The organism is Methylobacterium tarhaniae (assembly GCF_001043955.1).
Taxonomy (GTDB): domain Bacteria; phylum Pseudomonadota; class Alphaproteobacteria; order Rhizobiales; family Beijerinckiaceae; genus Methylobacterium; species Methylobacterium tarhaniae.
The window spans coordinates 19,873-46,310 of record NZ_LABZ01000101.1 but is presented as its reverse complement, the minus strand read 5'-3'; the positions used below and the strand labels follow the sequence as shown (position 1 = coordinate 46,310).

28 protein-coding genes are annotated in these 26,438 nt (G+C 70.9%); 20 read left to right on the top strand and 8 right to left on the bottom strand.

The features are described 5' to 3' along the window. The coding region (locus VQ03_RS14755; RefSeq protein ID WP_048451639.1) for a CobW family GTP-binding protein at nt 1-993 on the top strand (993 nt) is incomplete at its 5' end. 117 nt (nt 994-1,110) lie between these two features. Beyond that, the gene (locus VQ03_RS14750) at nt 1,111-2,070 is read left to right on the top strand and encodes a GNAT family N-acetyltransferase (RefSeq protein WP_083468009.1); all 960 of its coding nucleotides are present in this window, start codon (nt 1,111-1,113) and stop codon (nt 2,068-2,070) included. A gap of 17 nt (nt 2,071-2,087) precedes the next feature. Here the strand turns inward: VQ03_RS14750 and VQ03_RS14745 are convergent, their stop codons facing one another. The 5 genes from VQ03_RS14745 to VQ03_RS14725 form a co-directional block, all read right to left on the bottom strand. Beyond that, nucleotides 2,088-2,417, bottom strand: a complete 330-nt coding sequence (locus VQ03_RS14745) for an HPr family phosphocarrier protein (RefSeq protein WP_048451638.1) — start codon at nt 2,415-2,417, stop codon at nt 2,088-2,090. Between the two features lie 169 nt (nt 2,418-2,586). After that, nucleotides 2,587-2,988, bottom strand: coding sequence for a PTS sugar transporter subunit IIA (locus tag VQ03_RS14740; RefSeq protein ID WP_048451637.1), 402 nt, complete (start codon nt 2,986-2,988; stop codon nt 2,587-2,589). 88 nt (nt 2,989-3,076) lie between these two features. Further along, the gene (locus VQ03_RS14735; RefSeq protein ID WP_048451636.1) at nt 3,077-3,526 is read right to left on the bottom strand and encodes an HPr kinase/phosphorylase; all 450 of its coding nucleotides are present in this window, start codon (nt 3,524-3,526) and stop codon (nt 3,077-3,079) included. Between the two features lie 3 nt (nt 3,527-3,529). Continuing rightward, nucleotides 3,530-5,278, bottom strand: coding sequence for a stimulus-sensing domain-containing protein (locus VQ03_RS14730; RefSeq protein WP_157064115.1), 1,749 nt, complete (start codon nt 5,276-5,278; stop codon nt 3,530-3,532). Between the two features lie 151 nt (nt 5,279-5,429). After that, nucleotides 5,430-6,146, bottom strand: coding sequence for a response regulator transcription factor (locus VQ03_RS14725; protein ID WP_048430384.1), 717 nt, complete (start codon nt 6,144-6,146; stop codon nt 5,430-5,432). A gap of 309 nt (nt 6,147-6,455) precedes the next feature. Between VQ03_RS14725 and VQ03_RS14720 the strand changes: the two genes are divergently transcribed. The 4 genes from VQ03_RS14720 to VQ03_RS14705 all read left to right on the top strand — a co-directional run bounded on the left by VQ03_RS14720 (nt 6,456) and on the right by VQ03_RS14705 (nt 10,720). Next, complete coding sequence (locus VQ03_RS14720; RefSeq protein ID WP_048451635.1) at nt 6,456-7,235, top strand: HugZ family pyridoxamine 5'-phosphate oxidase; 780 nt, start codon at nt 6,456-6,458, stop codon at nt 7,233-7,235. A gap of 227 nt (nt 7,236-7,462) precedes the next feature. After that, a complete protein-coding gene (locus VQ03_RS14715) occupies nt 7,463-9,073 on the top strand; it encodes a phosphoenolpyruvate carboxykinase (protein ID WP_048451634.1) in 1,611 nt (536 codons plus the stop codon). A 100-nt stretch (nt 9,074-9,173) separates the two neighbouring features. Further along, entirely contained in the window at nt 9,174-10,259 is a 1,086-nt protein-coding gene (locus VQ03_RS14710; RefSeq protein ID WP_048451633.1) for an NAD(P)/FAD-dependent oxidoreductase, read from the top strand. Nucleotides 10,260-10,468: 209 nt separating this feature from the next. Then, nucleotides 10,469-10,720, top strand: coding sequence for a hypothetical protein (locus tag VQ03_RS14705; RefSeq protein ID WP_048451632.1), 252 nt, complete (start codon nt 10,469-10,471; stop codon nt 10,718-10,720). 15 nt (nt 10,721-10,735) lie between these two features. Here VQ03_RS14705 and VQ03_RS14700 read toward each other — a convergent pair whose 3' ends face one another. After that, nucleotides 10,736-11,020: a hypothetical protein gene (locus tag VQ03_RS14700; RefSeq protein ID WP_048451631.1), complete on the bottom strand. Its 285-nt coding sequence runs from the start codon at nt 11,018-11,020 to the stop codon at nt 10,736-10,738. Nucleotides 11,021-11,271: 251 nt separating this feature from the next. Between VQ03_RS14700 and lepA the strand changes: the two genes are divergently transcribed. After that, nucleotides 11,272-13,077 carry a translation elongation factor 4 gene (gene lepA / locus VQ03_RS14695; RefSeq protein WP_048451630.1) on the top strand — a complete coding sequence of 602 codons (1,806 nt, stop codon included), beginning with the start codon at nt 11,272-11,274 and terminating at the stop codon, nt 13,075-13,077. Between the two features lie 94 nt (nt 13,078-13,171). On the opposite strand, the gene VQ03_RS14690 is transcribed toward lepA, so the two are convergent. Then, nucleotides 13,172-13,663, bottom strand: a complete 492-nt coding sequence (locus VQ03_RS14690) for a translation initiation factor 2 (protein ID WP_245292088.1) — start codon at nt 13,661-13,663, stop codon at nt 13,172-13,174. Nucleotides 13,664-13,983: 320 nt separating this feature from the next. Between VQ03_RS14690 and VQ03_RS14685 the strand changes: the two genes are divergently transcribed. The 11 genes from VQ03_RS14685 to VQ03_RS14635 all read left to right on the top strand — a co-directional run bounded on the left by VQ03_RS14685 (nt 13,984) and on the right by VQ03_RS14635 (nt 23,307). Then, the gene (locus VQ03_RS14685; protein WP_048451643.1) at nt 13,984-15,273 is read left to right on the top strand and encodes a glutamate-5-semialdehyde dehydrogenase; all 1,290 of its coding nucleotides are present in this window, start codon (nt 13,984-13,986) and stop codon (nt 15,271-15,273) included. A gap of 36 nt (nt 15,274-15,309) precedes the next feature. Continuing rightward, nucleotides 15,310-15,918 carry a nicotinate-nucleotide adenylyltransferase gene (locus tag VQ03_RS14680; RefSeq protein WP_048451628.1) on the top strand — a complete coding sequence of 203 codons (609 nt, stop codon included), beginning with the start codon at nt 15,310-15,312 and terminating at the stop codon, nt 15,916-15,918. 293 nt (nt 15,919-16,211) lie between these two features. Then, nucleotides 16,212-16,511 (top strand): ribosome silencing factor, encoded by a 300-nt coding sequence (gene rsfS / locus VQ03_RS14675; RefSeq protein ID WP_048451642.1) that lies wholly within the window; start codon nt 16,212-16,214, stop codon nt 16,509-16,511. A 33-nt stretch (nt 16,512-16,544) separates the two neighbouring features. Further along, nucleotides 16,545-17,033 (top strand): 23S rRNA (pseudouridine(1915)-N(3))-methyltransferase RlmH, encoded by a 489-nt coding sequence (rlmH, locus tag VQ03_RS14670; protein ID WP_048451627.1) that lies wholly within the window; start codon nt 16,545-16,547, stop codon nt 17,031-17,033. Next, a complete protein-coding gene (locus VQ03_RS14665; RefSeq protein WP_048451626.1) occupies nt 17,030-18,421 on the top strand; it encodes a murein hydrolase activator EnvC family protein in 1,392 nt (463 codons plus the stop codon). The genes rlmH and VQ03_RS14665 overlap by 4 nt, the downstream gene beginning before the upstream one ends. Continuing rightward, on the top strand, nt 18,421-19,749 hold the full coding sequence (locus tag VQ03_RS14660) for a S41 family peptidase (RefSeq protein WP_048451625.1): 1,329 nt from the start codon (nt 18,421-18,423) through the stop codon (nt 19,747-19,749). The genes VQ03_RS14665 and VQ03_RS14660 overlap by 1 nt, the downstream gene beginning before the upstream one ends. Before the next feature lie 136 nt (nt 19,750-19,885). Continuing rightward, nucleotides 19,886-21,079 (top strand): divergent polysaccharide deacetylase family protein, encoded by a 1,194-nt coding sequence (locus tag VQ03_RS14655; protein WP_048451624.1) that lies wholly within the window; start codon nt 19,886-19,888, stop codon nt 21,077-21,079. A gap of 77 nt (nt 21,080-21,156) precedes the next feature. Next, nucleotides 21,157-21,693 (top strand): RNA pyrophosphohydrolase, encoded by a 537-nt coding sequence (locus VQ03_RS14650; protein WP_048451623.1) that lies wholly within the window; start codon nt 21,157-21,159, stop codon nt 21,691-21,693. Between the two features lie 34 nt (nt 21,694-21,727). After that, nucleotides 21,728-22,369 carry a DUF2939 domain-containing protein gene (locus tag VQ03_RS14645; protein ID WP_048451622.1) on the top strand — a complete coding sequence of 214 codons (642 nt, stop codon included), beginning with the start codon at nt 21,728-21,730 and terminating at the stop codon, nt 22,367-22,369. 161 nt (nt 22,370-22,530) lie between these two features. Beyond that, nucleotides 22,531-22,965, top strand: coding sequence for an Hsp20 family protein (locus tag VQ03_RS14640; protein WP_048451641.1), 435 nt, complete (start codon nt 22,531-22,533; stop codon nt 22,963-22,965). Nucleotides 22,966-23,055: 90 nt separating this feature from the next. Then, nucleotides 23,056-23,307, top strand: coding sequence for a BQ00720 family protein (locus VQ03_RS14635; protein ID WP_048451621.1), 252 nt, complete (start codon nt 23,056-23,058; stop codon nt 23,305-23,307). A 42-nt stretch (nt 23,308-23,349) separates the two neighbouring features. Here the strand turns inward: VQ03_RS14635 and VQ03_RS14630 are convergent, their stop codons facing one another. After that, entirely contained in the window at nt 23,350-24,123 is a 774-nt protein-coding gene (locus tag VQ03_RS14630; RefSeq protein ID WP_048451620.1) for an alpha/beta hydrolase, read from the bottom strand. A gap of 262 nt (nt 24,124-24,385) precedes the next feature. Here VQ03_RS14630 and VQ03_RS14625 point away from each other — a divergent pair, with 262 nt between their 5' ends. Together VQ03_RS14625 and infC are read left to right on the top strand one after the other, a co-directional pair. Then, nucleotides 24,386-25,618 carry a glycosyltransferase family 4 protein gene (locus VQ03_RS14625; protein WP_083468007.1) on the top strand — a complete coding sequence of 411 codons (1,233 nt, stop codon included), beginning with the start codon at nt 24,386-24,388 and terminating at the stop codon, nt 25,616-25,618. Between the two features lie 265 nt (nt 25,619-25,883). Then, nucleotides 25,884-26,405: a translation initiation factor IF-3 gene (infC, locus tag VQ03_RS14620; RefSeq protein ID WP_063928361.1), complete on the top strand. Its 522-nt coding sequence runs from the start codon at nt 25,884-25,886 to the stop codon at nt 26,403-26,405. Nucleotides 26,406-26,438 lie beyond the last annotated feature (33 nt).

Here is a 26,438-nt window from a genome sequence, read left to right as displayed (position 1 = left end):
GTGATCGTCAACGAGTTCGGCGAGGTCGGGCTCGATCACCTGCTGATCGAGACGGTGGACGAGGGGATGATCCTGCTCGGGGCCGGGTGCCTGTGCTGCACCGTGCGGGGCGACCTGATCGCCACCCTGGAGGACCTGCTGCGCAAGCGCGACAACGGGCGGATCCAGCCGTTTCGCCGGGTGGTGATCGAAACCACCGGCCTCGCCGATCCGGCGCCGATCCTGCACGCGCTGCTCTACCATCCCTACGTGGCGATGCGGTACGCGCTCCAGGGCGTGGTCACGGTGGTGGACGCGGTCAACGGCGACGGCACCCTCGACGCGCATCCGGAGGCGCTGCGCCAGGTCGCGGTGGCGGACCGGCTCGTCGTGACCAAGGCCGACCTCGCCGGCGAGCGCGCCGAGGCCCTGCGCCAGCGCCTCGCCCGGATCAATCCGGGCGCCGTGATCCTGGCGCCGGACGCCCCGGCCGAGGCGATGCTCGGCGGATTGTTCGACCTCGACGGCAAGGTCGCCGACGTGCGGACCTGGCTCGGGGCGGAGGACCGGCAGCACGCGCATCACCACCATCACGGTCACGACCATCACCACCACGGCCATCACCATCACGACGTCAACCGGCACGACGCGGCGATCCGGGCCTTCCACCTGGTGAGCGACGAGCCGGTGCCGCGGGCGGCGTTCGAGATGTTCCTCGATCTCCTGCGCTCCGCCCACGGCCCGAAGCTCCTGCGGCTGAAGGGGCTGGTGGCGCTCGCCGACGATCCGGGCCGGCCGGTGGTGGTGCACGGGGTGCAGCACGTCGTCCACACGCCCGCCACCCTGCCGGCCTGGCCGGACGGCGACACCCGCTCGCGGCTGGTGCTGATCGTGCGCGACCTCGATCCCGCCTTCGTGCGCCGGCTGTGGGACGCGTTTCTGGGCCGGCCCGCGATCGATGCGCCGGACGCCGCCGCACTGACCGGCAACCCGTTGGCGATCCCCGGAGGCTGACCCATCGGGCCGATCCCGTACCGGGCCGGCACGGCGCTTGAAACGCCTTGCCCGGCGCGGCCGCTGGAGCCGCGCACCTGTCCCGTTCCGGGACGGGTGACCCGGAACGAGGCTGCGATGAGCACTCCCTTCACGCTGATCCAGGGTGGTCTGACCGGCGCGGTGAGCCTGCGGGCGGAGCTGCGCCATCCCTCCTCGCTGCGCGAACCGGAGATCGAGGCGTGGCGCAGCCTGATGGGCCGGGCGATCGAGCCGAGCGTCTACGCCGATCCGGACTTCACCCTGACCATGGCGCAGCACCTGTCCGATGGGCGAACCCTGGCGCTGCTGCTGGTCTGGCAGGACGGCCTGCGCGCCCCGATCCTGCGCGGCGTGCTGCCGCTGCGCCTGCCGTCGCGGCAAGGTCTCTCCGGCCGGGCCCGCCTCTGGCGCCTGCCGCTCGCCGGCACCGCCGAGGCGGCGGTCGACGCCGACCACACGGTCGCGGTCCTGCGCGCCGCCCTCGACCACCTGCGCCACTCGGCCCTGCACCTCGACGACCTGCACTGGCCGGACCTGCGGCCCGATTCGGGCCTCGCGGTCGCCCTCGGCGAGGTCGCGGGCGGCACCGGGCGGCGCCTCACGGTGGCCGATCAGGCCGCCCCGGCGCCAGATCCGGCGCCCCTGACCCTGCCGGCGGGCCGGACCTCGCTGGAACGGGTGCGCGACCCGGTGCGCCTGCGCGACGCGGTCGAGCATGTCCTGGTTCTCGATGCGCGGCGCGGCCCGGACAGCCTGCTCGGTGATCCGGCGGCGGTCACGGCCTTCCGGGTGGTGACGCGGCGCTTCGCCCACCGGCGGCAGGCCTGCATCGACCTGGTGCGGCGGGACGGGGAGGTGGTGGCGGCAGCCGTCCATCTCGCCACCGGCCGCCACGACACGATCTGGCGCCGAGCCGGCCTCGGCCTGGCGCAGGGCCCGGCCCTCGCGCCGGCGCCTGCCCGCGTCGAGGCCCTGGTGACGGTGGATGCGGCCGGCATGGCGCGGCCGCCGCGGGAGCGGACGACGTTGCGCCGCCTGATGCGGCTGCGGGCCTGAGGCCGGCTGCGAGACGCCTACTCGTCCTCGCCGAAGCGGTTGGCGAGGAGGGCGGTGATCGCCTCCATGCAGGATTCCTGGTCGGGCCCCAGAGCCGTGACCCGGATGCTGGTGCCCTGGGCGGCCCCGAGGGTGAGCAGGCCCATGATCGAGCGCCCGCCCACCGTCTCGCCACCCCGGCTCACCGTGACCTCCGAGCCGAACTTCTCCACCGTCTGCACGAACTTGGCGGAGGCCCGGGCATGCAGGCCGCGGCGGTTGATGATCGGCAGGTCGCGGGCGCTGGCGCCCTCCGGAGCCGGCGGCAGCTCGCCGTCCTCGTCGTCTGTATCGGCAAAGGGCGTCATCGGTCGTGGCACCTGCTGGACCCGGTGGGGCGGGCCTGTCGCCCGTCGTCCGGCTCTCGCGCGCATCAAGAGAATCGGCCCGTTACGGTAAACGGGCCGGCGGAGAAAGCTAGAGCGGATGGTGACGAAGGGGAGGGGGCGCCGGCGCGCGCCCGGCCTCCTTGCCGACCTATTTGCCGGCCAGCACCCGCGAGGCGACATTGATGTACTTGCGGCCGGCCTCCTGGGCGTGGAGCACCGCCTCGCCCAGGGTCTCCTCGTCGCGGACGCTGGCGAGCTTGATCAGCATCGGCAGGTTGATGCCGGCGACCACCTCGACCGAGCCGCCATTCATGCACGAGAGCGCGAGGTTCGACGGCGTGCCGCCGAACATGTCGGTCAGCACCACGACGCCGTCGCCGGTATTCACCCGGCACACCGCCGACATGATGTCCTTGCGACGGACCTCCATGTCGTCCTCGGGGCCGATGGTGATCGTCTCGAGCTGCTCCTGCGGCCCCACGACGTGCTCCAGCGCGGCCTTGAATTCCGTCGCGAGCAGGCCGTGGGTGACGAGCACCATTCCAATCATCGACACGAGTTCCGACGCCCCGTTGGAGCCGAGCCGCCATTTTGTGCAGCGCAAAGGCGAGCGCAAGAGCAATGCGGCGAAATCCGCATCATTCGGTCATCATCATGACACGGAGGCGGCGCCAACGCCACAACACCGTTTCGGCCCTCCCGGGGTCGCGCGACACCGTCATCCTGGGCAGCGCCACCTCCCGGAGAAGGATCGTCTCCGACCCGGCCTCGGGCATCCGCGGGGCGGCCTCCGCGAGGTCGACGACGAGGCGCACCACGGCGGAAGGCACCGTCGCCTCAACGGCTTGCAGGGAGAGGCCGCGGATCTCGAGCAGCCCGGCGAGCGCCGGATGCGGGGCCGCGACGAGGCGCCCGTGACGATGCGTCAGGGTCACGCGGTCGTCCCCGACCAGGGCGGTGAAGAGGCCCGAGATAGCGCCGAGCCGCATGAGGTCACGCACCAGGGTCGATTTGCCGCTCCCCGCCGCGCCGCGGATCAGGATCCCGTCCTCGCCCAGAACCAGGCAGCTGGCATGGACGGCGCCCATCTCTCAACGGCTCTGGGCCGGGATGCGGACGATGAAGCGGGCCCCCATGACCGACGGCTCGCCGTCGTCACCGGGCGCGCCCAACCGGTTCTCGGCCCGGATCGTGCCGCGATGGGCCTGGACGATCTGGCGCGAGATCGAGAGGCCGAGTCCCGAATTCTGCCCGAAGCCCTGCTCCGGCCGGTCGGTGTAGAAGCGCTCGAAGATGCGCTCCAGGGCATGGGCCGGGATGCCCGGCCCGTCATCCTCGACGGTGAGCTCGACGGCGTTGCGCCGCCGCCGCAGGGCGACCCGGACGCTGGAGCCCTTGGGCGAGAACGAGCGGGCATTGTCGAGGAGGTTGTTGACCACCTGCCCCAGCCGGCTGTCGTGGCCGAGGATCGCGAACGGGTCCTCGATGCCGGCCGGCGCCGTCTCGACCGAGAGGTCGATCGGGGCGTCGCCGCGGCGCCGGCGCTCGTTGGCCACCGACACCACCGTGGTGATGAGCTTCTTGAGATCGACGCGGCCGGCCTCGGCCCGGGCGAGCTCAGCATCGAGGCGCGAGGCGTCGGCGATGTCGCTGATCAGCCGGTCGAGGCGCTTCACGTCGTGCTGGATGACCTGCATCAGCCGGCCGCGGGACTCGTCGGTCTTGGCGAGCGGCAGGGTCTCGACGGCGCTGCGCAGGGAGGTGAGGGGGTTCTTCAGCTCGTGCGAGACGTCCGCCGCGAAGTTCTCGATCGCGTCGAGGCGGCGATAGAGCGCCTGGGTCATGTCCCGGAGCGCGCCCGAGAGGTGGCCGATCTCGTCGGTGCGGCGGGTGAAGTCGGGGATCTCCTGGCGCGACTTGATGCCGGTGCGCACCCGCTCGGCGGCCTCCGCCAGGCGCCCGACCGGGCCGACGATCTGGCCGGCGACCAGCATCGACAGCACCACCATCACGAGCGCCGCGATGATGAAGACCTGCAGCAGCGAGAACCGCTCCGCCGCGATGATCTTGTCGATGTCGCCCTCCTGGGTCGAGAGCAGCAGGGCGCCCCGCACCGTGCGGCCGCGCTGGATCGGCACCGCCACCGACACGATGGTCTCGCCCGGGCCGTTGCGGCGCACCAGCGTGCCGCGGGCGCCGGCCAGGGCCCGCTGCACCTCCGGCAGGGTGCGCCCGTCCGCCGGGCCCGGCTCGTCCGCCGAGGAGGGGCGGCCGAGGCCCGGCACATGCGTCCGCACGGCGTTCCAGGCCTGCTCGATCAGGCTCGGCTTCTCCTTGTGGACGGGGGGCGGGTCGCGGCTGAGGTCGCCGCGGATGTACAAGCCCCGCGAATCGATCAGCATCGTGCCGTCGCGGTCGTAGACCCGGGCGCGGGTGCCGGTCGGCGTGATCAGGCGGCGCAGGAGCGGGGCCACCCGCTCCGGGTTGAGGGAGAATTCGAGGCCCGAGGGCGTCTCGTCCCCGAAATTTCCGCCCTCTCCGGCCTGGAGCTGGAGCAGGCGGTCGGGATCGATGGTGATCGCGTCGGTGTCGACCGTGGCCGAGGCCGCGATCGCGCCCGCGATGATGTCGCCCTGGGTCAGCAGGCTCTGCACCCGGGCCTCGATCAGGCCCTGGCGGAACTGGTTGAGGTAGAGGAACCCGACGAGCAGCGCGATCAGCCCGGCGAGGTTCAGGACCACGATGCGCCGGGTCAGGCTCGAGGCGAAGCGCTGCGCGATCCAGCGCCGGACCGTCCGCGGGCCGAACGGCTCGCGCGCGGCCTCCGCGTCGGGGTCGATCTCGCTCGACGGCTTGACGGCCGAGCCGCCGAAGACGCGGCCCTTGCTGCCCAATCCCCTGCCGGCAAGCAGGCGGCGCACCGCGCCGAGAGCCGATCCGTCGCTCACGCAGACAAGTCTCTGAAGTCCGATTCTGTGACGGTCAAGTGTCTTACATTTCCTTGAAGCGGTAGCCGACGCCATACAGCGTCTCGATCATGTCGAAGCTGTTGTCGGTCACCTTGAACTTCTTGCGAAGGCGCTTGATGTGGCTGTCGATGGTGCGGTCGTCGACATAGACCTGGTCGTCGTAGGCGGCATCCATCAGGGCGTTGCGGCTCTTCACGACGCCGGGGCGCTGGGCCAGCGCCTGGAGGATCAGGAACTCGGTCACGGTCAGCGTCACCGGCTCGCCCTTCCAGGTGCAGGTGTGGCGCTCCGGGTCCATCATCAGCTGGCCGCGCTCGAGCGAGCGGGCGGCGGCGGCCTCCGCCTCGCGCGCCGAGGCGCCGGGTCCCGCCTCCTTGGCGGCGAAGCGGCGCAGCACGGCCTTCACCCGCTCGACCAGCAGGCGCTGTGAGAACGGCTTCCGGATGAAGTCGTCGGCCCCCATCTTGAGGCCGAACAGCTCGTCGATCTCCTCGTCCTTCGAGGTCAGGAAGATCACCGGCAGGTCGGATTTCTGGCGCAGGCGGCGCAAGAGCTCCATCCCGTCCATGCGCGGCATCTTGATGTCGAAGATCGCGAGGTCGGGCGGCGAATGCTTCAGGCCGTCGAGGGCGGAGGCGCCGTCGGTATAGGTCTGGATCCGGTAGCCCTCGGTCTCCAGGGCGATCGACACGGAGGTCAGGATGTTGCGGTCGTCATCGACGAGGGCGATGGTCGGCATGGGCATTCCCTGGGGCGCGGGCCTCGCCCGCAGGACATACCGGCCCTGCTGAACGTCACCCGACTGGACCCGGTTCCGGGGCAGATGTCGCTGGCCGCGGTCCCGTCGCCAATAAAGGCTGGACAGTGGCCGCGACGCCACGATTCTGTCTCCCTTAAGGCCATCCCGCCGAAAAAGCGAGCACCCGTGGCGAGGCGGCCACAGGCGAGGTCGAATCCGGGATCGCGAGCCGCGGCGTTGCGGGGCCTGGACGGACCCCGGCGCCCGCGCGAAGGTAGCGCAGGACGCGGGCGTGGCGAGGGGGACGGCATGGCCGATGCAGTGGCCGAGGCAGGGCAGAAGCAGGCCGCACCGCTGCCGGCCGCCGAAGCTCCGTTCGATGCGATCGGCCTCGCCAAGGCGCTCCTGCGCAAGATCCGCTCGGGCGCCCTCGCCACTCTGGAGCGAGAGGGGGGCGCGCCCTTCGCCTCCCTGGTCACCGTGGCGACGGATCTGGACGGGACGCCGCTCCTCCTCCTCTCGCGCCTCTCGGCCCACACCCTCAACCTGGAGGCCGATCCGCGCTGCTCGCTGCTGCTGAGCCAGGGCGGCAAGGGCGATCCGCTGGCCCATCCGCGCCTGACGGTGACGGGCAGTGCCGAGCGCAGCGCCGAGCCCCGGTCGCGGGCGCGCTTCCTCGCCCGTCATCCGAAGGCCGCGCTCTACGCCGATTTCCCGGACTTCGCGTTCTTCCGCCTGATCGTGCGGGCCGGGCACCTCAACGGCGGCTTCGCGCGTGCGGCGACGCTGACCGCGTCGGAACTCCTGACCGACCTCACCGGGCTCGACGCGCTCGCCGACTCGGAGCCCGGCGCCGTCGCCCACATGAACGAGGACCATGCCGACGCCGTCGCGCTATACGCCACGCGGCTGGCCGGCGAGGAGCCCGGACCTTGGCGCCTGACCGGCTTCGACCCCGAGGGGCTCGACCTCGTGGCCGGCGAGCGCACCGCGCGGGTCGCCTTTCCCGAACGACTGGCCGATCCCGCCGCGCTGCGCCCCACGCTGGTGGCGATGGCGGCGCAGGCCCGCGCCGTCCCCGGCCCATGACACAAAGTCGAGCTTGTCAGGGGAGAATTCGGCGAATTCGATTGAACCGTGAAGTTTCGCCACCTACTAAAGCAGCTCACCGAGGTCCGTTGATCGGCCTCGGCGCGAAGGTGCGCGACCTGCTAGGACAGGCACGGTCGCCGCGCCGGGCGCGAGCGTAAGTCAATCGGCCCGATCGGACCGGCAGACGGCCGTGTTCCCCAAGGTCGGTGCCAGGAGGAACAGGCGTGAACGACATCGGCGTATTCAACGAGGCGTTCGGCGCCGCCAAGATCGGCCTCCGCAACCTCAAGCGCGTCAACTGGAACCTGGAGGCCCCGAGCCTCTACGAGCACGCCCTGCAGCGTGGCGAGGCGCAGCTGGCCGCCGGTGGGGCCCTGGTGGCCGAGACCGGCATCCATACCGGCCGCTCGCCCAAGGACAAGTTCGTGGTCCGCGACGCCGACACCGAGAACGAGGTGTGGTGGGAGAACAACGGCGGCATTACCCGGGCCCAGTTCGAGACCCTGCTGGAGGACTTCCTGGCCCATGCCGAGGGCAAGGAACTGTTCGCCCAGGACCTCGTCGGCGGCGCCGAGGCCGGCCACCGGGTCCGCACCCGGGTCTTCACCGAATATGCCTGGCACTCGCTGTTCATCCGCAACCTGCTGATCCGCCCGGAGCGCGAGACCCTCGCGACCTTCGAGCCGGAGCTGACGATCATCGACCTGCCGAGCTTCCGCGCCGACCCGGCCCGGCACGGCTGCCGCAGCGAGACCGTCATCGCGGTCGATTTCTCGCGCAAGATCGTGCTGATCGGCGGCACCTCGTACGCCGGCGAGATGAAGAAATCGGTCTTCACCTACCTGAACTACGTCCTGCCGAAGGCCGGCGTGATGCCGATGCACTGCTCGGCCAACGTGGGCCACGAGGGTGACTCGGCGCTGTTCTTCGGCCTGTCGGGCACCGGCAAGACCACCCTGTCGAGCGATCCGAACCGCGTGCTGCTCGGCGACGACGAGCACGGCTGGAGCCCGAAGGGCATCTTCAACTTCGAGGGCGGCTGCTACGCCAAGACCATCCGCCTGTCGCGGGAGGCCGAGCCCGAGATCTACTCCACCACCGAGCGCTTCGGCACCGTGATGGAGAACGTCGTCATCGACCCGGTGACCCGCCAGCCGGATTTCGACGACGCCTCGCGCACCGAGAACACCCGCTGCGCCTACCCGCTGCCCTTCATCAGCAATTCGAGCCCGACCGGCCAGGCCGGGCACCCGAAGAACATCGTCATGCTGACCTGCGACGCCTTCGGGGTTTTGCCCCCGATCGCCAAGCTGACCGGCGCCGAGGCGATGTACCACTTCCTCTCGGGCTACACCGCCAAGGTGGCCGGCACCGAGAAGGGGCTGAAGGGCCCTGAGGCGACCTTCTCGACCTGCTTCGGCGCGCCGTTCATGCCGCGTCACCCCTCGGTCTACGGCAACCTGCTGCGCGACCTGATCGCCCGCCACCACGTCGATTGCTGGCTGGTCAATACCGGCTGGACCGGCGGCGGTGTCGGCACCGGCCGGCGCATGCCGATCCGGGTCACCCGCCGGCTGCTGACCGCGGCCCTCGACGGCTCGCTGGCCAAGGCGGATTTCCGCCGCGACCCGTATTTCGGCTTCGCGGTCCCGACCTCGGTGCCGGGCGTCGAGCCGCACATCCTGTACCCGGTCAAGACTTGGGCTGATAAGGCCGCCTTCGCCGAGACGGCCAAGAGCCTGGTCGAGATGTTCCAGAACAACTTCAAGCGCTTCGAGGCGCATGTCGATGCCGACGTGCGGGCCGCCGAGCCGACCATGTCGATCGCCGCCTGATTTTTTTCCAGGTTTCGATCATGAGAGGGCCCTTCTCCCCGGAGAGGGGCCCTTTTTCATTGTACAAGCACGAACGAAGAAACAGAGGGAGGAGCGGCCGATGATGGTGCTCGTCGTCGGTGCCGGCGTGGTCGGCCTCGCGATCGGCCGGGAACTGGCCCTGCGCGGCCACGAGGTGATCGTCGCAGAAGCGGAGGGCGGCATCGGGACCGGCGTGTCCTCGCGCAATTCCGAGGTGATCCATGCCGGGATGTATTATCCGACCGGCTCGAGCCGAGCGCGCCACTGCGTCGAGGGGCGGCGCCGGCTCTACGCCTTCTGCGCGAGCCACGGCGTGCCGCACGCGAAGGTCGGCAAGCTGATCGTCGCGGCGACCGAGCCGGAGGGCGCCAAGATCGCGGCGATCCACGCGCAAGGGGTCGAGAACGGCGTCGAGGGCCTGTCGCTCCTCGACGGCGAGGAGGCCAGGCGCCTCGAACCGAACCTGACCTGCAACGCCGCGCTCCTCTCGACCGAGACCGGCATCGTCGACAGCCACGCCCTGATGCTGGCGCTGCAAGGCGACATCGAGGGGGCCGGCGGGGCGCTCGCCTTCAACACGCCCATCGCGCGCCTGACCCGCTCCGCCGAGGGCTGGGTCGCGCGTTTCGGCGACGACGCGATCACGGTCGATGCGGTGGTGAATGCCGCGAGCTTCGGCGCGCAGACGCTCGCCCGGGCGACCGAGGGCTACCCGGAGGCGCGGGTGCCGCGCCTGGTGCTGGCCAAGGGCAACTATTTCGGCTGCACCGGCCGGCCGGCCTTCTCGCGGCTGATCTACCCCGCGCCCGTGGAGGGGGGATTGGGCATCCACCTCACCCTCGACCTCGCCGGGCGGATGCGCTTCGGCCCTGATGTCGAGTGGATCGACGCGCCCGATTACGAGGTCGATCCCGGCCGCGGCGCCCTGTTCTATGCCGCGATCCGCCGCTACTGGCCCGCGCTTCCCGATGGCGCGCTGGTGCCTGATTACGCCGGCATCCGCCCGAAGCTGTCCGGGCCGGGGGAGGGGGCCGCCGACTTCCTCATCGACGGTCCGGCCGAGCACGGGCTGCCGGGGCTGGTGCATCTCTTCGGCATTGAGAGCCCGGGGCTGACGTCGAGCCTGTCGCTGGCGGAGGACGTGGCGGACCGGTTGGGGGCGTGAAGCGTCTCGGCGATGATCGTCGTTGCGCCTCGCGTGCGATGGCTGGCGATCATGGACGAGACGCATCGCGTCCCGAGGTGCCGGCGTGAAGCGCCGTAGCCGCGTTCGGTGGAAGATGCGCGCGTGCCTTGACGTGTGTACGCCGTACACATCCAATAGACGTCAATCCGTAGGCGTTTTGACGTCTACCTGGCACCGCGGAGACCCCCATGGCTGCACCTCCCATCGAGCCCAATGTGCCGGAGCAAGACAAGAATGCCGACAAGCTCACGCTGAGGCTGTCGGCCGACAACCGGAAGGTTCTGGAGTGGATCGCGAGCCGATACGGCAACATTACTCTGTCGGAAGCCGTACGGCGCGCGCTTGGAACCGAGAAGTTTCTCCTTGAGCAAAAGGAGAAGGGAGCATCGATCCTGATTCAGGAGAGTGACGGTCGGGTGAAAGAGATTGTCTTTCGCTAATTGTGATCGGTCCGATCACTTTCTCTGGCTGAAATAAAACCCCATCGCGGTGCCGTAAACGCCGAACAATCCCGGCAGGATGATCGACAGAATATCCTTCAGCACGGCCGTCCGATCCGGGAAGGTCACGACGAGGCCGATCGCGGCCATTGAAAGGAGAAATATTGCGTAGGTCAGATGGATGGTGACGCGCTGGCGGAAATCCTCATGCCGGCGTTCGAGAACGTCGGGTGCAATGGCGATCTTGTCGACCTCGACCAAATTCGGCCGTCGCCCCGCGCTGCTGTCGTCGTCTTCCATGATCCGTTCCCTGCGTCAGCCTGCGATCGAGACTATGCCGGAACGGGGCCGATCGTCACTCCGCTGCATCGCGATGGCAGAACGAGAGTTGCGGCCGAGCGCGATCCGAAACGCGCGTGATGGAAGGTGCCGCGTGCGTCCGGCCGCCGTCTTGGCGCGGCGGGGTGCCGCTGCTATCTCCCCTCGACTCTTATCCCCACCGCCGTGCGCCACGCGCATCGCCGCGCCTGCGCGCCGGAGACAGCCACACGATGACCGCGTCCCCCATCGACAACATCCGCAACTTCTCGATCGTCGCCCATATCGACCACGGCAAGTCGACCCTGGCCGACCGGCTGATCCAGATCACCGGCGCGGTCGCGGCGCGCGACATGAGCGAGCAGATGCTCGACTCGATGGACATCGAGAAGGAGCGCGGCATCACCATCAAGGCGCAGACCGTGCGCCTGGAATACAAGGCGCAGGACGGGCGCGACTACGTCCTGAACCTGATGGACACTCCCGGCCACGTCGACTTCGCCTACGAGGTGTCGCGCTCGCTCGCCGCCTGCGAGGGCTCGCTCCTCGTCGTCGATGCCTCCCAGGGCGTCGAGGCGCAGACGCTGGCCAACGTCTACCAGGCGCTGGACGCCAACCACGAGATCGTCCCGGTCCTCAACAAGATTGACCTGCCGGCGGCCGAGCCCGACCGGGTCAAGGAGCAGATCGAGGAGGTGATCGGCATCGACGCCAAGGACGCGGTGCCGATCTCGGCCAAGACCGGCCTCAACATCGAGGCGGTGCTGGAGGCGATCGTCACCCGGCTGCCGCCGCCGAAGGGCGACCGCTCGGCCCCGCTGAAGGCGCTGCTGGTCGATTCCTGGTACGACGTCTATCTCGGCGTCGTGGTGCTGGTGCGCATCGTCGACGGCGTGCTCAAGAAGGGCATGACGATCCGCATGATGGGGGCGGACGCGGCCTACGGCGTCGAGCGCCTCGGGGTGTTCCGGCCCAAGATGCAGGACATGGCCGAGCTCGGCCCCGGCGAGGTCGGCTTCTTCACCGGCTCGATCAAGGAGGTCGCCGATACCCGCGTCGGCGACACCATCACCGAGGACAAGCGCAAGACCAAGGAGGCGATGCCGGGCTTCAAGCCGGTGCAACCGGTGGTGTTCTGCGGCCTGTTCCCGGTCGATGCCGCCGACTTCGAGAACCTTCGCGGCGCGATGGGCAAGCTGCGGCTCAACGACGCCTCGTTCTCCTACGAGATGGAGACCTCCGCCGCCCTCGGCTTCGGCTTCCGCTGCGGCTTCCTCGGGCTCCTCCACCTCGAGATCATCCAGGAGCGGCTGGAGCGCGAATTCAACCTCGACCTGATCTCGACCGCGCCGAGCGTGGTCTATCACCTCAACATGTCCGACGGGGAGAAGCGCGAGCTGCACAACCCGGCCGACATGCCCGACGTGATGAAGATCGACACGATCGAGGAGCCGTGGATCCGCGCCACCATCATGACGCCGGACGAGTATCTCGGCGGCGTGCTCAAGCTGTGCCAGGACCGGCGCGGCACGCAGATCGACCTCAACTACGTCGGCAAGCGCGCCATGGTGGTCTACGATCTGCCGCTCAACGAGGTTGTGTTCGACTTTTACGACCGCCTGAAGTCGATCTCGAAAGGATACGCCTCGTTCGACTATCACATCTCGGATTATCGTGAGGGTGATCTGGTGAAGATGTCGATCCTGGTCAATGCCGAGCCGGTTGACGCGCTGTCCATGCTGGTCCACCGCACCCGCGCGGAGAGCCGCGGCCGGGCGATGTGCGAGAAGCTGAAGGACCTGATCCCGCGCCACCTGTTCCAGATCCCGGTCCAGGCGGCGATCGGCGGCAAGATCATCGCCCGCGAGACCATCCGGGCCCTGTCGAAGGACGTCACCGCCAAGTGCTACGGCGGCGACATCTCCCGCAAGCGCAAGCTCCTCGACAAGCAGAAGGAGGGCAAGAAGCGCATGCGCCAGTTCGGCAAGGTCGAGATCCCGCAGGAGGCGTTCATCGCCGCCCTGAAGATGGACACCTGATCCGGCCGTAGGCCGCATCTCTCGGATACGAAGAAGGCGCGTCGCCCGGCCGGGCGGCGCGCCTTCTCTGCGTCAGGGTCGGGTCGTGCGGAGACTACATGCCCGGCTCGTTCGGACCCGGACCACGGCGGCGGGAGCGGGAGGCGGGGCCCGCCTCGGGCCGCATCGTGGCGATGACCGGGTTCGGCTCGTGGTCCAGGGCGGCGCCCGTATAGGCATCGACGCCCACGCCGATCAGCCCCCCGGCCAGCACGTTGCCGGCGACGCTCGCCGCACCCCGGCCGGCGACCTTCGTGCGCACCGGGACCGATTCCGGGTGATAGCCGGGCTTGGTGAAAGTGGCGACGAACTCGTCCGAGCGCTCGACTTCGAGCGTACAAGGTGTTGTCGGGCAGGCGTACTTCTTGTCCGTGGTCATCGCCGCCCCTGAAGGCACCGAGACGAACGAAACCTGTTCCGTCGTGCCCCGCACGATGCTGCCGCACGCGCCGAGACTGACCGCCACGAGGACGGCCGCACCGATATTCTTGAATGACATTGCGCCCCCAAAGTTGTCTCTTCGGACGATGACGTTGATCAACATCATCCGGCCCGCTCTTTCAAGCTCAGACTTCGGATCCTTGCAGGATCATGGCGTGAGTGGTGAACCGGACACAAACGAAGCGCGCGCGCCTGCCGAACTGGTCTTTGATCTAACAGAATGGCGGCGGCAGCGACTCAGGGATACGGAGACGGCTCTGGGGAATGAGGCCGGCCTTCGCCGCCCGAGACACGGGAGGCGGCCCGACGCGCCGGGCCGATCCCGCCCTCGTCGGCGCGGCGCCCTTGTCGCCTGCCTGCCCGGCATGGCATGACGGCTTCCCTCCGAGACCTTAGGCCGCTTGCTGCGGCCGGGATGTGATGACCGTGTCCGTGCTGAGCCTGAAGCCCCGTCCCGAGGATGTCGACGCGCTGATGCGCGAGATCGGCCGGCGCGCCCGTGCCGCCGCCCGCCGGATGGCTCTGGTCCCAGGCCCGGTGAAGGATGCGGCCCTGCGCGAGGCGGCATCCGCTCTGCGTGACGCAAGCGCGGCGATCCTGGCGGCGAACGCCGCCGATCTCGACGAGGGCCGGGCCAAGGGCCTGACGGCCGCCAGCCTCGACCGCCTGGCGCTCAACCCCGCCCGGATCGAGGGCATCGCGGACGCCCTCGAGAGCATCGCCGGCCTGCCCGATCCCGTCGGGCGTCACCTCGCCACCTACGAGCGGCCGAACGGCCTCAAGATCGAGCGGGTGGCGACGCCGCTCGGCGTCGTCGGGGTGATCTTCGAGAGCCGTCCCAACGTCACGGCGGATGCCGGGGCTTTGTGCCTGAAGGCCGGCAACGCCGCGATCCTGCGCGCCGGCTCGGAGAGCCATCGCAGCGCCACCGCCATCGCGACCGCGATGATCGAGGGGCTGACCCGCCACGGCCTGCCCGCCGACGCGATCCAGCTCGTGCCGACGAAGGACCGGGCGGCCGTCGGCGCCATGCTCAGCGGCCTCGACGGCGCCATCGACGTGATCGTGCCCCGCGGCGGCAAGGGCCTGGTCGCGCGCGTTCAGGACGAGGCGCGGGTGCCGGTCTTCGCCCATCTGGAGGGGATCTGCCACGTCTTCGTGCACGCGGCCGCCGACCTCGCCATGGCCCGCGCGATCGTGCGCAACAGCAAGATGCGCCGCACCGGCATCTGCGGCGCCGCCGAGACCCTGCTGGTCGACCGCGCCTGCGCAGCCACCCATCTCGCGCCGCTGGTGGCGGAGCTGCTCGATGCCGGCTGCGCCGTGCGCGGCGACGCGGCGACCCGGGCGGTGGATCCGCGGGTGACGGCGGCGACCGAGGAGGATTGGCGCACCGAGTATCTCGATGCGATCATCGCCGTGCGGGTGGTCGACGGGCTGGATGCCGCCATCGACCATATCGAGACCTACGGCTCGCACCACACCGAGTCGATCCTGACCGGGGATCAGCAGGCGGCCGAGCGCTTCCTGGCCGAGGTCGATTCGGCGATCGTCGTCCACAATGCCTCGACGCAGTTCGCCGATGGCGGCGAGTTCGGCTTCGGCGCCGAGATCGGCATCGCCACGGGGCGGATGCATGCCCGCGGCCCGGTCGGCGTCGAGCAACTCACCACCTTCAACTACCGGGTCCGCGGCACCGGGCAGATCCGCCCGTGACGGCCTGAGACGGGGGGCGGCCGTTCGGATGCCGTCGTGATCCTGCGCCTGCCGCCCCTCGCGCCGGGCCTGCGGGTCGGCCTCTATGGCGGCTCGTTCAACCCGGCCCATGCCGGCCACCGGCATGTCAGCCGGCTGGCCCTGCGCCGCCTCGCCCTCGACCGGATGTGGTGGCTGGTGAGCCCCGGCAATCCGCTCAAGGACCGCAGCCACCTGCCCGACGCCGCGTCCCGCGCCGCGGGCGCCCGGGCCGTGGCGCAGGATCCCCGCATCGCCGTCACGGATTTCGAAGCGGCCCTGGGCGTCAGATACACCGTCGAGACCCTGTCCTGGCTGACGGACCGCCACCCGGAGATCCGCTTCGTCTGGATCATGGGTGCCGACAGCCTGGCGACGTTCCACCGCTGGCGCGGCTGGCGCGAGATCGCGGCCCGGATGCCCTTCGCGGTGATCGACCGGCCGGGCTACACCCTGCGGGCGATGGCCTCCCCCGCCGCCCGGGCGCTCGCCGCCTCCCGCATCGACGAGGCCGCCGCCCCGACCCTGGCCGATCGGAAGCCGCCGGCCTGGCTGTTCCTGCACGGACCGCGCAACAGCCTGTCCTCGACGGCCTTGCGGGCCACCACGGTCCGATCCGTGTCCTGATCGTGATCGATTGCCCGGGATTCGCGCGGGTCCGGCTTGAAAATTTGCCATCGGTTCGCCACTGTCTCGGGTCAATGGCATCGGCACCGCGTATGCCGCGGGCAACATCGTCTCGTGGCGCCACCGGGTGCCTTCATCGACAGGGGTCGGCACTGAACGACGCAATCTCTCACGAAGCTCACGACGGCGAGCTTCCCGTGCAGCCCGAGGCGCAGGACACCCGGCAGGAATCCCGGACCGACGCGCCCGAGGCCGCGGACATGAGGTCGGTTGCCCTCGCCTGCCTCGAGGACATGAAGGCCGAGGAGACCGTCGAGATCGACCTCGTCGGCAAGACCTCCATCGCCGACGCCATGATCATCACCTCCGGCCGGTCGCAGCGCCATGTCGGCTCGATCGCCGACAAGGTGATCCAGGAGTTCAAGAGCCGCGGCTTCGGCAATCCCCGGGTCGAGGGCATGCCGGCCTGCGACTGGGTGCTGATCGACGCCGGCGACATCCTGGTCCACATCTTCCGGCCCGAGGTGCGCCACTTCTACAACCTCGAGAAGATCTGGGGCGCCGACCGGCCGGCCGACCGTCTCGCCGGCTGACCGCTCGACGACGCAGACAGACGGAAGGCCGCCATGCGGCTCGCCCTCGTCGCGGTGGGCCGCCTCAAGCGCGGCCCCGAGCGCGACCTCGCCGAGGAATATCGCGGCCGCGCCGACGCGCTCGGCCGGGGCCTCGGCTTCTCCGCCGTGCAGCTGACCGAGATCCCGGAGAGCCGGGCCCGGCGTGCGCCGGACCGCTGCGCCGAGGAAGCCGGCGCGATCCTGGCGGCGATCCCGCCGGGCGCCGCGGCGATCGTCCTCGACGAGGGCGGCAAGGCGGTGACGAGCCCGGATTTCGCCGCGCAGGTCGGCGCGTGGCGCGACGGCGGCCGGCCGGGTCTCGCTATCGTGATTGGCGGCGCCGACGGCCTCGATCCTAGTGTCAGGGCTCGGGCGGACCTCGTCTTCGCCTTCGGGGCCGCCACCCTGCCGCACGGCCTCGTCCGTGTCCTGGCCCTCGAGCAGCTCTATCGGGCCATGACGATCCTCTCCGGCCATCCCTATCACCGCGGCGCCCCGTGACCCGAGCGCTCCTCTCCGCCCTGCTGACCGCCGCGGCCCTGGCCGGGGCCCTCCCGGAGGGCCTTCTGCCGGCGCATGCCCAGCCGGCGCCGGAGCCGCCCTCCGATCCGGCGGCGAAAGCTCAAGAGTCCAAGGCTCAAGATCTCAAGGCTCAAGATCCCGTTGCGAAGGCCCAGGCCGAGAAGGACCGGCGGGCCGAGAGCCTGCGGGCGATCGAGACCGCCCTCGCGGCGAGCGCCGAGAGCAAGGCCAAGCTCGAACGCGAGGTGGCCGAGATCAAGGGCGACGGCGCGCGCCTCAACCAGGCCCTGATCGACGCCGCCCGCAAGGCGCAGGAAGCCGAGACCCGCATCTCCGAGCTGGAAGCGCGGCTCCAGACCATGGCGGGCAGCGAAGCGGCGCTCCGCCGCTCCCTGGAGGCCCGCCGCGGCATCATCGCCGAGGTGCTGGCGGCGCTCCAGCGCATGGGGCGGCGCCCGCCCCCGGCCGTGCTGGTGCGGCCCGAGGACGTGCTGGCGGCGATCCGCACCTCGATGCTGCTCGGCGCCGTGGTGCCCGAATTGCAGGGCGAGGCCGAGACGCTGGCCGGCGACCTCGCCGAGCTGGTGCGCCTGCGCAGCCTCATCGCCGCCGACCAGGAGACCCTGCGCGGCGACATCAAGGGCTGGGCCGCCGAGCGCCAGCGCCTCACCGCCCTGATCAGCGCCCGCCAGGCCCGCCTCGGCGAGGCCGAGAGCGGCCTGGCGACGGAGCGCGAGCGCGCCGCCGGCCTCGCCGGGCAGGCCCGCAACCTGAAGGACCTGGTCGACCGCCTCGACGGCGACCTGACGAATGCGCGGCGGGCCGCCAACGCCGCCAAGGAGGCGGCGGAGGCCGAGACCCGCGAGACCCGCGAGCGCTTCGCGGCGGCGGCCCTGCGCGATCCGGCCCGGCTGGCGCCCAAGGTGCCCTTCGCCCAAGTGCGCGGCCTGGTGCCGCGCCCGGTGAGCGGCGAGGTGGTGCGGACCTTCGGCAGTCCCGACGGGACCGGCGGCACCAGCCGCGGCATATCGCTCATGACGCGCCCGCGGGGCATCGTCTCCTCTCCGGCCGACGGCTGGGTGGCCTATGCGGGGGCGTTCCGCTCCTACGGTCGTCTCTTGATCATCAACGCGGGCGACGGCTACTATCTGCTCCTGGCGGGCATGGACCAGATCAACGTCGAGGTCGGTCAGTTCGTGCTCGCGGGGGAGCCGGTCGCCGTGATGGGAGACACGGGCTCCGCACCTTCGGCAGGAGCCGGTGGGCGGAACGATCCCGTCCTGTACGTCGAGTTCAAGAAAGACGGTGGCTCCATCGACCCGGATCCTTGGTGGGCCAAAGGGTCAAGCGAGAAGGTTCGCGGATAATGCGCAAAGTTTCCCTCGTCCTGTTCGGAGCCATGCTGGGCGCCGGGACGGCCACGGTGGCGACCCAGACCCACCTGCTCTCGAGCACGAGCGCCGTCGCCGCCTCGGCCGAGACGTATCGCCAGCTCAGCCTGTTCGGCGACGTCTTCGAGAAGATCCGCACCGACTACGTCGAGAAGCCCGACGAGGGGAAGCTGATCGAGGCGGCCGTCAACGGCATGCTGACCTCGCTCGACCCGCATTCGAGCTACATGGACGCCAAGAGCTTCCGTGACATGCAGGTCCAGACCAAGGGCGAGTTCGGGGGCCTCGGCATCGAGGTCACGATGGAGGACGGCCTGATCAAGGTCGTCACCCCGATCGACGACACCCCTGCCGCCCGGGCCGGCCTGCTCGCCAACGACATCATCACCCAGATCGACAACGACCAGGTCCAGGGCCTGACCCTCAACCAGGCCGTCGACAAGATGCGAGGGCCCGTCAACTCGCCGGTGAAGCTCAAGATCACCCGCAAGGAAGCCAAGGACCCGATCGAGGTCACGCTCAACCGCGACCTGATCCGGATCAAGCCGGTCCGCTCGCGCACCGAGGGCGGCGATATCGGCTATATCCGCCTGACCCAGTTCAACGAGCAGACCTATGACGGCCTGAAGGCCGCGGTCGACAAGCTCTCGAGCGACATGCCGGGCGACAAGCTCAAGGGCTTCATCATCGACCTGCGCAACAATCCGGGCGGCCTGCTCGACCAGGCGGTGATGGTCTCCGACGCCTTCCTCGATCGCGGCGAGATCGTCTCGACCCGCGGCCGCAACCCGGACGAGACCCAGCGCTTCTCGGCCAAGTCCGGCGACCTGACCAAGGGCAAGCCGATCGTCGTGCTGGTCAATGGCGGCTCGGCCTCGGCCTCCGAGATCGTCGCCGGCGCCCTCCAGGACCACAAGCGGGCGACCGTCCTCGGCACCCGCTCCTTCGGCAAGGGCTCGGTGCAGTCGATCATCCCGCTCGGCGGCAACGGCGCCCTGCGGCTCACCACGGCGCGCTACTACACCCCGTCCGGCCGCTCGATCCAGGCCAAGGGCATCGAGCCGGACCAGGAGGTGCTGCAGGACGTGCCCGACGAGCTGAAGGGCAAGGACGAGACCAAGGGCGAGGCCGGCCTGAAGGGCCACCTCAAGCAGAAGGACACCGAGGAGCGCGGCGGCTCGTCGGCCTACGTCCCGCCGGACCCGGCCAAGGACAAGCAGCTCCTCGCCGCGGTCGACTTCCTGCACGGCGTGCAGAAGGGCGCCGCCAACACGGCGAAGACCACGGTCCCGAACCCGAACTGACCGGGGCGCGGCGGGGCCGTCCCGGCGCCCGCCTTAACGCAGCGTTTACCACGAAGGCCCGCAATACCGGTCGAACGACCGGCGCTGCGGGCCTTCCGCTTTCTTGGCAGCGACACGGTCGCGGGACCTCACGCCTGTGCCGCTCGCGTCCGACACCATCCTGACCCGTCCCCTCGGGCTGCGGGACGAGGCGACCGCCCGCACCGCCGGCTGGCGCGCCGTCCTGCGCCCCCGGGTGCTCGCCGCCGCCCTCCTGGGCGCGGCCGCCATCGCCCTCGTCGCATTCCTGGCAACCGGCGACGACCCGCTCGCCGGCGAGCCCTACGCCGTCGCCACCATCGAGATGCGGGCGCCGAGCGCCCCCGTGCCGGAGCCGGCGGTCCCGGCCCGGCCCGATCCGGCGAGCCGCAGCGCCGGCGAGGTCGAGCGAGCCTCGGGCGTCGCGGTGAGCCGCCCGGACGGCACGAGCGCGCCGGATTCGGTGGTGATCCGCGTGCCGGGCGCCGGCCCGGTCCAGCTGAAGCCCGCCCCCGATCCGCGTCTCGCCGAGCGCGGCCGCTACGGCAGCCTGCCGAAGATCGGGCCGGACGGCGCCCGGCCCCTCGACGTCTATGCCCGGCCCGAGGCCGCCGGCCTGGAGCGGGGCGGGGCGGTCGCGGGCCGCATCGCCCTCGTGGTGTCGGGCCTCGGCATCGGGCAGGCCGCGACCCAGGACGCGGTGCAGCGCCTGCCGCCGGCGGTCACCCTGGCCTTCGCCCCCTACGGCGCCGACGTCACCCGCGCCGCCGCCCGCGCCCGCGAGGCCGGCCACGAGGTGATGGTGCAGGCACCGATGGAGCCGTTCGACTATCCCGACAACGATCCCGGCCCCCAGACCCTGCTGGTGGGGTCGAAGCCGGCCGAGAATCTCGACCGGCTCGCCTTCGTGCTCACCCGGGTGCCCGGCGCCGTCGGGGTGATGAACTTCATGGGCGCGCGCCTCACCGGCGAGGCCACCGCTCTGGATCCCGTCCTGCGCGAGATCGGCTCCCGCGGCCTCGGCTTCCTCGACGACGGCACCTCGCCGCGCTCCCTCGCCCGCGAGGTCGGCCGCAAGGCCAAGGTGCCGGTGGCCAGGGCCGAGATCGTGGTCGACGCCGTGCCGCGTCCCGAGGCGATCGACCGCGAGCTCGCCCGCCTGGAGGAGGCGGCGCGCAAGTCCGGGTTCGCCCTCGGCTCGGCCACCGCCCTGCCGCTCTCCATCGACCGCATCGCCCGTTGGGCGCGGGACCTCGAAGCCCGCGGCATCCTGCTGGTCCCGGCGAGCCGGGCCCTTCGGTCAGCCTCCTGATACATCCCCGTCGCTCTCGCGGCATTTTCCTGGCTCGCTCCAGTCCCCTTCACGGGAAATTGCTCTAAGGTCGCCCCATGGCATCGCTTCACCGCCCCTCCGAGGCCGCTCTGGCGCAGCTTCCCTATCGCCCCTGCGTCGGCATCGCCCTGTTCAACCGCGACGGGCTGGTCTTCGCCGGCCACCGGCGGCACGAATCGGCCGATCTCGGCGCCCATGCCTGGCAGATGCCGCAGGGCGGCATCGACGAGGGCGAGGCGCCGCGGGACGCCGCCCTGCGCGAGCTCTACGAGGAGACCAACGTCGCCCCGGCCTCGGTGCGCCTCCTCGCCGAGGCGCCGGGCTGGTATTCCTACGACCTGCCGACCTTCGCGGAAGGCAAGCCCTGGAAGGGGCGCTACCGCGGCCAGACCCAGAAGTGGTTCGCCTTCGCCTTCGAGGGCGACGATCGCGAGATCGACATCCTGCGGCCGGGCGGCGGCGCCCACAAGGCGGAGTTCGACGGCTGGCGCTGGGAACCCCTGGCCAACCTCGCCGAGCTGGTCATCCCGTTCAAGCGCCCGGTCTACGAGCAGGTGATCGCCGCCTTCGCCCACCTCGCGCGTCCGGCGTGACCGACCTCATGCGCTCTCCCGTCGGCGATCCGGCATGACGCGCTGGTGGCTCGCGGGCCTGGCGATCCTGCTCCTGTGGATCGCCTACGGCGCATCGCCCTACGTCGCGCTCTACCGCATCTCGCAGGCGGTGCAGGCGCACGACACGGCGGCCCTGGAGCAGCGGGTGAACTTCCGCACCCTGCGCCTGTCCCTGACCAGGCAGGCTCACGCCGCGGCGGTCGAGGCCATCGCGGCCCGCCGCGACCTGTCGCCCCGGGAACGCACCATCCTGACCGAGGCGAGCGGGGCCCTGGCCGGTCCGCTGGTCGAGTCCCTCGTCACGCCCGCGACCCTGATCGACCTCCTCGACGACGGCTGGCCGGTGCGGGCCGGCCTCGCCCGCGACGCGGCGCCCGGCGGCGAAGCCGCCGCGGCGCCCGAGGCCCAGAGGGGCGGTGGGGCGCTCGGCCTGCACGCCTCGACGTTCAGCCAGCTCTTCGCCCTGTTCCGCTCGTCCGAGCCGCGGGGCTTTCGCGGCATGGTGGTGAGCTACCCGCCCGACCGGCCGCTCGAGAACCGCTTCCGCCTGCGCCTGCGCCTGCGCGGCTGGACCTGGCGCCTCGTCGACCTGGAGCTGCCCGGTGCGCTCCGCGAGCGCATCAGCCAGCGGCTGACCGGGGCGATGCAGCGCTGAGCGCACCCGCTCTGGAGGGCCGCACCGCCCCTTGATGCCCCGGCCCGCGCCCCTCATATCCTGTCCCGGACCGGCGGAGTTGCGGTCGGTCCCGACGGGCGCTGCGGATGCGGGCCCGGACAGCCTACGAAGTGCCTCCGCAACAGGGCTTCGCCGACACCATGACGCGTCCTTCGCCGTTCGGGCATCCGTTCCTGCTAGGCTTCGACGAGATCGAGCAGGCGCTCGACCGCGTCGCCAAGGCCGCCAATGACGGCTACCCGCCCTACAACATCGAGCGCCTGCCCCGCACCGAGCGCGAACCGGAAAGGCTGCGCATCACCCTCGCGGTGGCCGGCTTCACCCGCGACCAGCTCGACGTGACCCTGGAGGAGAGCCAACTCATCGTGCGCGGCCGCCAAGCCGACGACAAGAGCCGGACCTTCCTGCACCGGGGCATCGCGGCCCGGCAGTTCCAGCGCGCCTTCCTGCTGGCCGACGGCATGGAGGTGCTGGGCGCCGACCTGTCGAACGGGCTGCTCTCGATCGACCTCGCCCGGCCCGAACCGGAGCGCATCGTGCGACGGATCGACATCGGGTCGCGCGACGCCGACTGACCGTCCCCATATCGTTTCCACACCGGTCGGCGGGCCGCCTCGGGGCCCGGACCGATCATCGTCCTGCTGCCTGTGAGAGGAGGGCGCATCATGTCCGACACCACCCTGAACCTGGATCCCACCGCGCTGGCGGCCCTCGGCGAGGGCCACGTGGCCTATGTCCGCGCCATGCGCTCGGAGGAGGTCAAGCGCCTCTTCCCCGAGGCCCCGGACCTGACCCCCGGCCTCGATCTCTTCGCCCTGCTCTCGGCGAGCGGCGCCCCGATCCTGCTCACCGACAGCCGCGACGCCGCCTTCGCCAATGCCTGGGCGCACGACCTGCAGGCGGTCAGCGTGCACTGAGCCTCCGGAGGGAGGCTCGGCCGACCGCCCGCGGCGTGAGGCTCAGGCCTCCCCGGGCGCGATCCCCTCGACCGCCGCCACCAGGCGGTCGAGGTCGGCGGGGCCGGAGAGGCGGTGGTCGCCCTCCTTGACGAGGGTGAGGACCACGCCGGACTCCGGCAGCCGCTCGACCAGCCTCATGGCGTGCGGCCACGGCACGTCCGGATCCGCCATCCCCTGCAGGATGTGGACCGGGCAGCCCGGATCGATCGGCCCGCCGAGCATCAGGTGGCGCCGCCCGTCCTCGATCAGGGCGCGGGTCACCGGCGTCGGCTCGGGCGAGTACTGCGATTCGCGCCGCCACACCCCGTCCTGCATCACCTGCCGGCGGATCTCCTCCGGGAACTGCTCCCACATCAGCGCCTCGGTGAAATCCGTCGCCGGCGCGATCAGCACGAGACCGGCGGGCCGGACCCTCGCCGCCGCCAGAAGCGCGATCCAGCCGCCCATCGAGGAGCCGACCAGGATCGGGCGCTCCGGCGCCAGGGCGGCGATCACGCCTTCGGCGTCGGCGAGCCAGTCCGAGATCGTGCAATCGGCGAAGGTGCCGTCCGATTCGCCGTGGCCCGTATAGTCGAAGCGCACGAAGGCGCGGCCCGCCCGCGCCGCCCAGGCATCCAGGGCCTCCGCCTTGGTGGCGCGCATGTCCGACCGGAAGCCGCCGAGCCAGACCACCGGCGGCCCGGCGCCCGGCCGCGCCAGGGTGGCGAGGCGGCGCCCCCGCACGGGCAGCATCGTCGCGGGTGAACGTGCCGGCTCTGTTCCTGGCTCTTGCATGACGTTATCCCCGTTATTCCCTGTGCAACCCTGGTCGCCGTCGGCCGGCGCCCAAGGTTTACCGATCCGCAACAAGGCCGAGCGACCTTGATGCATCGTCCGTGAGCGGACCGCGACGGCCGGCTTCTACACCGGGGACGGCCGGCGGCCATATGCGAGATCCGGCCGGCATGCAGCCGGTCCTTCGTCGATTCCTGCGCGGAGCGGGCACCGTCATACCGCGAGTGCTGCGATCAGAACCCTGACCTTGACCCGGAGTCCCATGCCGTCGAGCCAGGCCACGCCGTTCCCGGTCGCGAGCCACCCACTGGCCGGCCGCACCGTGCTGCAGATCATCCCGGAGCTCGACGCCGGCGGCGCCGAGCGGACCGCCGTCGATGTGGCGGCGGCGCTGGCCGCCGCAGGCGCCCGGGCGCTCGTCGCGACCGAGGGCGGGCGCCTCGTCGGCGAGTTGCAGGCCAAGGGCGGCGCCTGGGTGCCGTTCCCCGCGCGGGCCAAGAACCCCTTCGTCATGGCGCTCAATGTCGGGCGCCTGGCGCGGATCTGCCGGTCGGAGCGGGTCGACCTGATCCATGCCCGGTCCCGCGCCCCGGCCTGGGTGGCCCTGGGCGCGGCGCGGCGGCTGCGCATCCCCTTCGTCACCACCTATCACGGCAGCTATTCCGGCCGCTCGCCGGCCAAGCTCCTCTACAACTCGGTGATGGCCCGCGGCGACGTGGTGATCGCCAATTCGCACTTCACCGCGGATGCGATCCGGCGGCTGCACCCGCAGGTTGCAGGGGACCGGGTGCGGGTGATCCATCGCGGCACCGATCTCGCCGCCTTCGCGCCGGGCCAGGTCGCACCGCAGCGGGTCGAGGCCCTGCGCCGGGCCTGGGGTGTCGCCCCGCACGAGCGGGTGGTTCTTCTCGCCGCCCGCCTCACCCCCTGGAAGGGCCACCGCGTGCTGATCGAGGCGGCGGCCGCCCTGCGGGCCCAGGGCCTCGCCGAGTTCACCGTGGTGCTGGCGGGCGATCCCCAGGGACGCAACGCCTACCTGCGCGAGATCGACGCGATGATCGCGGCCCACGGCCTCGCGGGCCAGGTGAAGCGGGTCGGGCATTGCAGCGACATGCCGGCGGCCTACCGGGCGGCCTCGGTGGTGGCGGTGCCCTCGACCGAGCCCGAGGCCTTCGGCCGCTCCGCGGTCGAGGCCCAGGCCCTCGGCACGCCGGTCGTGGTGTCGGATCTCGGTGCCGTGCCGGAAACGGTGCTCGCGCCGCCGGAGGTGCCGGCCTCCGAGCGCACCGGCTGGCGCGTTCCGGCCGGGGACCCGCAGGCGCTCGCCGGCGCCGTCGCCGAGGCGCTGCAGCTCGGCGCCAGCGCCCGCGACGCCCTGGTGCGCCGCGCCCGCCGCCACGTCGAGACGCATTTCTCCCTCGAGCTGATGCTCGCCGACACCCTGGCGGTCTATGCCGAGCTGCTCCACCCGGATGCGGCGGGGGAGGGTCCGTGAGTGGGCCCCCCAGGTCTCGAGACTTGGCGGAAGCTTGGGGCCGTTCGGCCGGGCTGACGCCCACTGCTGATGTTCACTTGGGCAATCAGCAACCAAGTCCCGCATCCGTGAGTTGACAAAACGGGCGATCTCGCCAAGGTGCTAGCGTACACCCGAGTATGCCCGCGCGGTGGTTCGGGACCGGTCCGGACGGGACCCGGTCGGCGGGCTGCCGCCGGACGACGTGATTGAGGAGAATGAAGCCATTCGCAGACCTATGAGAGCCATGCCGGCCCCGCAGAAAGACGGGCCGCGCGCCAACCGGGACATCCGCGGCGTCCGCGAGGTTCAGCTCATCGACGATACCGGCCAGAACCGCGGTGTCATGGGCTTCTTCGAAGCGCTTCAGGTCGCCGAGGAAGCGGGCCTCGACCTCGTCGAGATCGCGCCGAACTCCGTGCCTCCGGTCTGCAAGCTTCTCGACTACGGCCGCTTCCGCTTCAACGAGCAGAAGAAGCAGGCTGAGGCGCGCAAGCGGCAGAAGACCGTCGAGGTCAAGGAGATCAAGCTCCGTCCCGGCATCGACAAGCACGACTACGAAGTCAAGATGAAGGCCGTGCAGCGGTTCTTCGAGGAAGGCGACAAGGTCAAGGTGACCCTGCGCTTCCGCGGCCGCGAGATGGCGCACCAGGATCTGGGCCTGCGCCTGCTCGAGCGCGTCAAGGCCGAGACGCAGGAAGTCGCCAAGGTGGAGAGCGAGCCGCAGCTCGAAGGCCGCCAGATGATCATGATCCTGGCGCCGCGCTGAAGCACGGCGCCTGACCGCGCTGAAGCACGGCTT